We start from the raw sequence: 7,953 nt of genomic DNA, 5'->3' as shown, positions 1-7,953 counted from the left end.
GCCACGACGACACGACCCCATGGGCCCTCTGGCGGGTCGATGTCCTCGCGAAAGCGTCGGCTCACGCCACGCGAAATAAACGCGATTCCCACGCCGCCGACGACCGCGCCGATGGCGGCGAGCACGAAAACTCCGCCGGGCATGCTGATGAGCGTTGAGCTGAGCGTCTTGGCTCCCTCGGCCGCGTCTGGCCGGCTGCCCACAGCGAATGCGAGACAGGCGAGGCCGACGCCGACGAAGCCGAGTGCTTTGGCATGATCGCGCAGTTTGCGAGGGAAGATCTTCGATTCGTCGGGGCCAGCGGTGAGAGCCCCGGACCACTGCCACAGCCCGAGCCCCAGCAGCGCCACCGTCGCAACCCACAACAGGATGTAACCGCCGGGGGCATCGGCTACTGCTTCGAGCGCTCCCGACTGATCTGCTCTGACTCGAATGCCGTTGGCCACCGACATGCCGAGCACCCCGATGAGAACGTGAACGACCCCGCTGGCGATAAGCCCAGCCCTGGCCAGCGAGCGCACCACGCGACTGTGGCTGGCGCGGCGCACGCGTTGCCGCACACCATGCGAGGAGCCGTTTGATCGCTGGGGATACGACGCGGTCGCAGGTTGGCCAGAGGGAGTCACCTCCCCTTGATACCACCGATTCACCCGCCTCAGAGTTCCCTGAGTGCTCATGGCGCTCCGAGAGATGGCGACTACTGTCACAGGTCTACCGAGGCTGGCAGCGACATCAGGCCAGCGCGAATGCAGCAAAGGAGTACGCCATGGGTATCGGAGACAAGCTCGAAAACGAGGCAGAGAAGCTCGCAGGCAAGGCCAAGGAAGAAGCGGGAAAGCTCAAGCACGATGACAAGCTCATCGCCGAGGGCAAAGCCGACCAGGCCAAAGCAGAAGCCAAGAAGGCTGGCGAGCATGTTAAAGACGCCGGCACAAACGTGAAGGATGCCTTCAATAAGTAGGCACCGCACCGCGGCACACGCCGCGGCACGCAGGCGCAAGGGGGTCGTGTCGGTCGGCGCCGATATGGTCGACCCATGACCCCCGACGCGCTGCAAGAGCTGTGCTTGTCATTGCCCCAGGCGATAGAGACGTTCCCCTTCGACAACGAAACGAGCGTCTTTAAGACCAGCGGCAACGGTCGCATCTTCGCGCTGAGCAATCTCCGGGCAGACGTTCTCGCGGTGTCGCTCAAATGCGACCCAGAAGATTCGGTCGCGTTGCGCGAGGAGTTCGCCGAGATCACTCCGGGATATCACCTCAATAAGAAGCACTGGATCACGGTGGTGGTGAGCGCGGACCCGTCTGAGGGGGTTCCCGACGACCTCGTAGAGGATCTCATCATCGCAAGCCACGAACTCGTGCGGCCCAAGGTTCGAGCACCTAAGCGGGCCGTTGCCGAGGACTAGTGGCCGGGGCTAGTCGATCAGGCCGCGGATGTCTTCCGCCGTCAACGCGGAGCTGAACGCGGCTCCGTCGTCCATCACCGAGGTGAACAGCTCCCCCTTCTTCTTGCCGAGCGCGAGCACCTTTTCTTCTATCGTGTCTGCGGCGATCATCCGATAGACCATCACGGTGTTCGCCTGCCCGATTCGATGGGTGCGGTCGACAGCCTGAGCCTCTGCGGCGGGGTTCCACCACGGGTCGAGCAGGAACACGTAGTCCGCCTCGGTGAGGGTGAGGCCGAACCCGCCCGCCTTGAGGCTGATGAGAAAGACCGGGGCTTCGCCGTCCCTGAACGAGGCGATTACCTCCGCTCGATTCGTGGTTGACCCGTCGAGATAGACATAGGGAATTCCTGATGCCTCGAGCCGCGCGGCCACGATGCTGAGATACGAGGTGAACTGGCTGAACACGAGGGAGCGGTGACCCTCGGCGATCGCCTCGCTCAGGTGATCAATCGTGACCGCCAGCTTGCTGGACGGGATGCCAGCGTGGGCGCCATCCACAAGTGAGGCGTCGAGGCTCAGCATGCGCAGCAGCGTGAGGGATCGAAAGATGATCATGCGGTTGCGATCAACGTCGTCGATAAGACCGAGAAGCTTTTGCCTCTCGCGCTGCAGCGCCGTGTCATAAAGACGGCGATGCTGCGCCTCGAGCTCAACCATGATGATCTGCTCCTGCTTGGGCGGGAGTTCGGCGGCGACCCTGTCCTTTGTGCGCCGCATCATGAGCGGCCGAATGCGGCGACGCAGCCGAGCCAGGCGCTCCTTATTGCCGCCCTCGATGGGGCGCGCATACTCCTCCGCGAAGCGACGGGGCGAGGCAAACAGGCCAGGGGCCACGAGGGAAAAGATCGACCACAGCTCCATGAGGTTGTTCTCGAGCGGTGTGCCGGTGATCGCAAGGGTGAATGGCGTGTTCAGGTCTCGAGCGCACTGGTGCACTGCAGAGAGCCTGTTCTTGACGAACTGCGCTTCGTCGAGAATGAGCCCGGCCCACTCTCGCGAGTGGTAGCTCTGGATATCCCGGCGAAACAGCGCGTATGAGGTGACGACGACATCGATGCTCGGGTCGACATCCGCCACCGTCTGTTTGCTGGCCGCCCGGGCCGTAGTGATTTCGGCCACACGCAGGCCAGGAGCGAACCGCGCGGCCTCCGAAACCCAGGTGGGAATCACGGAGGTAGGAGCGACGACGAGAAACGGAGGACCATCGCCGCGCTGCGCAGTCGCATGGGCCAGGAGCCCCAGGGTCTGCATCGTCTTGCCCAGGCCCATGTCGTCGGCGAGTACGCCGCCAAGACCATGCTCGTAGAGGAATATGAGCCAGTCGAGGCCTTGCTGTTGGTACGGGCGCAACGTGGCGCTGAGGCGGTGGGGCACGGTGGGGATGGTTGTCGTGTCGAGCAGCCCCTGAGCCGCTGCCCTCCACGCCACCGCCTCGTGCGTCTCGTCCGCCAGATCCTCAAAGTCAGACCAGAGGCTCGCATGGACACGACTGATCCGCGGGCCGGTCTCCCACTCTGCGAGGTCCCGTGATTCGGCAATGAGCTCGTTGAGTCTCTCGAACTGCGGCTGCTGAAGCGACAGGTAGCTGCCGTCGACCATGAGCAGTTTGCGGCGCCCTCTCGCGAGAGCTTCAAACAACGGCCCGAAGGGAATTTCTTTGTCGCCGACCGTCACGAGCACGCCCAGATCGAACCAGTCGCGCTGCTCGGTTTCGATCGTGCGGATGCTGAGGTGCGGCAACTCGGTGAGCTCGCGGTAGTCGGGATGCTTGCCTGTGCGCTCGACCTGCACGCCGGCCATTCCGTCGAGAGCGACAAGTGAGTGCGCGGAGAATTCGGCCGCGTCGATTCCGCGGAGAACGGTGGTCGCCAGAGAGGTGAGATGGGGTCCCACCACGGCAAGAACCGCGGCCTCCAGTGTGGGGTCGGCTGAAGGCGCGGCATCGCCGTGGGCGGCTGGCCCGGCGGGGATGCGGTCGTGGCCGTAGTCCCAGAACCACGACAGGGTGAGCGTGTGCCGTGGCGTAAACGACGCCGCGAGCACCAACTGTGCGGCGGGCAGCTCTGGCAGCGAGACAGACGCGTTCGAGCTGGTGATACCGATGCTGTTCTGGAGCCGCGGATAAAGGTCGCTGAAGAACTCGGCCGCTCCGCTGGCCGGAATCCGGATGCTCTGCCCGGCCGTGAGCATGCGGGCCAGATCGCTCGATGCCACTCTCGCCGCGGCTGGCGGGGTTGCGCCCGCGGCGACGGTTGGTGGTGCGAGCGGCGCGACGGTGATGTTCGGCGCGCGCCCCAGCTGGGCGCAGTAGGCGCCGTGATCGCCGATCGTCGCCACGATGCCGGGTGGGCGGTCGTGCCCGTCGAGGTCGAGCCTCGGGGACAGCACGATGGTGTCGCCGTCGAGGGTTGCGTCGAGCCTCAGGGTGGCGCGAGGGGCAACCGTGATCGTCGCGCCCTTGCTGGCGCCGCTGCCGCCAACGAATGCGATCCCGAGGGCGTCGGCGTCGGCGAGGAGCTGCCACAGTAGGGGGCTTTGGTAATCGTCGAGGTAGATCCAGTCGCTTTCTCGGCCGGCATAGACATCGCGGATCGGTCGGTGCAGGGCGGCGAACTGGGTAAACCAGAGGTGGTGAGCCGGGTCGAGCGCGGCGGCGCTCCCCTGATAGGGCAGATTGCTCCAGCTCAGTGAGCTGCGCGTCCAGTTGCCGCTCGCGCTGCGCGAGACGGGGCGAACCCCCAGACGATACGCGTCGGCGTCAGGTCTCCTCCCCGCGCTGCCGGCGGGAACCGTGCGAGTGGCTGGTCCGCCCCACTGGTGCGATGTGCGCGAGACCTGCTCCCGCAACTCCCACTGCAGGGCCATGGGGCGCATGCCAGCCGAGCGGAGCGGCGAGCGAGAGGCGACCGGCATGAGCGGTTCAAGAGCCGCACGCCACGACGAGGAAGGGGGCGGCGGGGTCACGGGAGAAGTCTTTCATGCGGGTCTGACATGTCACGACGGCTCCGGCAGGCGGCCCGCGGCAGGGGGGGCGTCGCGTCGTGCGCAGGGCGGTGAGAGGATGGGAGGGTGACTCCCACTCCCGTAGCCGAGCCAGATATGGCCGCCGCCGCTCGACTTTGGCGCGCCTATCGCGATGCGGTGCCCGGTGACGAGCTCGAGCATCCGTCGGTCGAGTGGTTCGGCGACTCCGCCGAGCTCGCCGATGAGCTTCTTGCCCTGGTTCTTGAAGGTCAGAAGACAGCGACCGCGACCCTCGTGTGCGAGTTCACTGCCGAGAGCCAGTTGCTTCCGCGCATCGGCGGTCATTGGATCGCCTGTGACGGTTCGGGCACACCCACCGTGGTCTTGCGATCAACCTGGTTGCGTCTCGGGCCCATCTCCAGCGTCGACGATGCCTTCGCCTGGGATGAGGGGGAGGGTGACCGTAGCCGCGAATCCTGGCTCACCGACCACATCGGGTACTGGAAGCGAGTGACTGAGAACCGGGGCATCCCGTGGTCGGATGGGCTCGATGTTGTCTTCGAACGCTTCGAGGTCGTCTGGCCTCTGGCCCGGTGAAATAGCGGGCGATCGGGCCCGGACGCGCAGCTTCTGCCCGATCATGTCGGTCGCCCCCGCTAGCGTAAACCTATGCGACTTCTGCACACCTCTGACTGGCACATTGGGCGCACGTTCCATGGCCACTCGACCCTCGCGCACCTGCGCACGGTGCTCGACTCTCTGGTTGAGGTAGTGCGCACGCGCCAGGTGGATGTTGTTCTCGTCGCCGGCGATATCTTCGATTCCGCGACCCCAGCGGCAGATGCCTACGAGATTCTCACGGATGCCCTGCTGGCGCTGCGCAATGCTGGCGCCACCGTGGTGATGACCAGCGGCAACCACGACTCCGCCACGAGGCTCGGCTTTCAGTCGTCTTTCGCCGCGGCCGCCGATATTCATGTGTTCACGCGTCCAGAGCAGCTCGCATCACCCGTCGAGCTGGTCGACGCCCACGGCCCAGTGGCCATCTATGGCATCCCCTATCTTGAGCCTTCGATTGTGCGACACAGGCTTGGCGCCGATGACCCTTCGCGCCTGCGAACTCAGGCAGACGTGCTTGCCCACGCCATGAGCGCGGTACGGGCGGATGCTGCGGAGCGCGGCTCTCGCAGCGTGGTCCTTGCCCACTGCTTTGCTGCTGCAGTCGGGGGCGGTGCGGCTGACGTCGAGCCCCCTGCGGTCGATGCCGATGCTGGCCGCGATGGAGAGATTGCGCAGACTCCGGGACTCGAGCGCGACATCACGGCGGGAGGTCTCGATGTGGTGCCGCTGAGCGCTTTCGACGGACCGGATTACGTCGCGCTCGGTCATATCCATGGGCGGGCTCGCCTCAGCGAGAGCGTGCGCTACAGCGGTGCGCCGCTTCACTACACCTTCAGCGAATCCGGCAAGCCGCGCGGAGCCTGGCTTGTGGAGTTGGGCGAGCACGGGCTCGATTCGGTCGAGTGGGTCGACCTAGTTGTTCCGCGCCGTCTTTCGGTGCTCAGCGGAACCCTTGACGAGCTATTGACAGACGAGCGATTTACGGCCAACGAGAGTGACTGGGTTGCCGCGGTCATCACCGATCAGGCGCGCCCGCTCGACGCGATGCGCAAGCTTCAGTCGCGGTTCTCCTATTGTGCGAACCTCGAACACCGGCCTGATGTTGTCGCCACTACTGCCTCCGTGACCTATTCCGAACGGGTTCGCTCCCGCAGCGACAGTGAGATTGTGGGCGGCTTTCTTGAGCACGTGCGCAACGGTGTGGGCGCGTCAGAGCACGAGCGTGCTGTTGTCTCGGCGGTTGTGGCTGCGGCGGCGGAGGGCGCTGCATGAGAATCAACACGCTCGTCATCGCCGGGTTCGGCCCGTATAAGACGCCGCAGCGCATCGACTTTGATGCCTTCGCCGACGACGGAATCTTTCTCATGGCGGGCAAGACCGGCGCAGGCAAGTCCAGCATCCTCGACGCCGTGTGTTTTGCGCTCTACAACGCGGTCCCGCGCTATGAGGGCACCGATAAGCAGTTGCGCAGCCACCACTGCGACGCAGGCGACCCCAGCTATGTAACCCTCGAGTTCACGGTCGGCGCCGAGCGATATCGGGTGCATCGGAGCCCCGACTACGAGCGACCCGCCAAGCGCGGTGGGGGCATGACGACTCAAAAGGCCGACGCCGAGCTTGCCGTTTGGCGCGAGGGGGACTGGCACGGCATCGCGGCTCGGCCCGTCGACGTCGCGACCGAGCTGAGCGGCATCCTCGGGCTCACGAAAGACCAGTTCTTGCAGGTCATCCTGTTGGCTCAGAATCGCTTTCAGCAGTTTCTTTTGGCCAAGAATGATGAGCGCCAAGCGCTGCTGCAGACGCTCTTTGGCACCCAGCGGTTCGAGCGTTACGAGCTAGCGATCGTGGAGCAGGCACGCTCGCTAGAGGCGCAGCTGGGGGACGCGCAGGAGCAGCGGCGGAGAGATGCCGAGCGAGCGCGGGGTCTGCTGCACGGGCTCGCTCCGCTCGGGGGCGCCACGACATCGAGCGAGCAGGTGCCGAGTGAGTTGCCGCCGAGCGAGCAGCCGCCAAGCGAGCTGCCGACTGGCCTTGCCTGGTTTGAGCACAGCCTCACCATCATCGATGCTCACCTTGTGGCGGTGGATGCCGAGGTGCTCGCCGCCTTCGAGCGTGCGAGTAGCGCGGAGGAAGAGCATCGAATCCAGGTTGAGCGCCGCGGCCTGCAGCGCCGCCGCGATGATGCGCGCGCCCAAGTAGTGGCACTCGAGGCAGAGCGGGAGACTATCGCGAACGCGCGGCGCAGGCTGGTCTCCGCAGATCACGCCGCAGCTGTGGCCCCGCAGAGTGAGGCGCTCGCGCGTGCCCAGCGCACCGCGACGGCTGCGGCGTCGGTCGAGGCGCGGGCCCGTGAGGTGTGGGCGACCCTGACGGCTGCTGGCCCCGTCGTCGGCGATGTCGTCGCCGACGGCCTTGGCGTTGGCGATGGCGTCGAGTCAGAGTCCCTTGCCGCGATCATCGACCAGAACTCCCGTACCCTCGGTGCGCTCGAAGATGCCCTCGACGACGAAAACGCAATTCCGGCCCTCGACGCCGAAGTGCAGCTCCACGCTGCGGAGGTGGAGCGACTCGATGCGGAGATCGACCGCAGCGCTCAGCGCGCGCTGCTGCTTCCTTCGCTGGTCGCGGAGTGTTCAGCTCACCTGACGGCCGCGCGGGTGGATGCTGGCCGAATCTCAGAGGCGGAGGCCGGGGTTGAGCGCGCGGCTGCCGCGCTCGCGGCCGCGACGGAGGCGGTGTCGCTGGGCGAAACCCTCGACGCCGCACGGCAGGCCGAGTTCGATGCCAGCACCACGAACTCCCTAGCCAGCGCGGCCCTAAACGATCTTCTCGCGCGTCGGATCGGCGGGTTCGCCCGGGGGCTCGCCCCGGCGCTGGGCCCCCGGGGGCCGGGCGCGGGGGGGGGGTCGGCCTCGCAT

Annotated in this window: 7 protein-coding genes; 5 read left to right on the top strand and 2 right to left on the bottom strand. The window is 65.9% G+C overall.

Features of this window, described 5'->3' with window-relative positions; all coding sequences use genetic code 11:
- Positions 1-524: DUF1206 domain-containing protein (locus tag AC062T_RS07590; protein WP_476028798.1), on the bottom strand; the 524-nt coding region annotated here is incomplete at its 3' end.
- A 242-nt stretch (positions 525-766) separates the two neighbouring features.
- Here AC062T_RS07590 and AC062T_RS07585 point away from each other — a divergent pair.
- Positions 767-961, top strand: a complete 195-nt coding sequence (locus tag AC062T_RS07585) for a CsbD family protein (RefSeq protein WP_476028796.1) — start codon at positions 767-769, stop codon at positions 959-961.
- A gap of 75 nt (positions 962-1,036) precedes the next feature.
- On the top strand, positions 1,037-1,408 hold the full coding sequence (locus AC062T_RS07580; protein ID WP_476028794.1) for an MmcQ/YjbR family DNA-binding protein: 372 nt from the start codon (positions 1,037-1,039) through the stop codon (positions 1,406-1,408).
- A 9-nt stretch (positions 1,409-1,417) separates the two neighbouring features.
- Here the strand turns inward: AC062T_RS07580 and AC062T_RS07575 are convergent, their stop codons facing one another.
- Positions 1,418-4,414, bottom strand: coding sequence for a DEAD/DEAH box helicase (locus AC062T_RS07575; RefSeq protein WP_476028792.1), 2,997 nt, complete (start codon positions 4,412-4,414; stop codon positions 1,418-1,420).
- Between the two features lie 105 nt (positions 4,415-4,519).
- Between AC062T_RS07575 and AC062T_RS07570 the strand changes: the two genes are divergently transcribed.
- From AC062T_RS07570 to AC062T_RS07560, 3 genes are all read left to right on the top strand, one after another.
- A complete protein-coding gene (locus AC062T_RS07570; protein ID WP_476028790.1) occupies positions 4,520-5,011 on the top strand; it encodes an ASCH domain-containing protein in 492 nt (163 codons plus the stop codon).
- A 72-nt stretch (positions 5,012-5,083) separates the two neighbouring features.
- Entirely contained in the window at positions 5,084-6,307 is a 1,224-nt protein-coding gene (locus AC062T_RS07565; RefSeq protein ID WP_476028788.1) for an exonuclease SbcCD subunit D, read from the top strand.
- A partial coding sequence (locus tag AC062T_RS07560; protein WP_476028786.1) for an AAA family ATPase occupies positions 6,304-7,953 on the top strand: 1,650 nt, incomplete at its 3' end. The genes AC062T_RS07565 and AC062T_RS07560, both read left to right, overlap by 4 nt.

Source organism: Homoserinimonas sp., from assembly GCF_056262345.1.
Note: the sequence above shows the minus strand (reverse complement) of the source record. Positions and strands in the feature narration are given on the sequence as shown.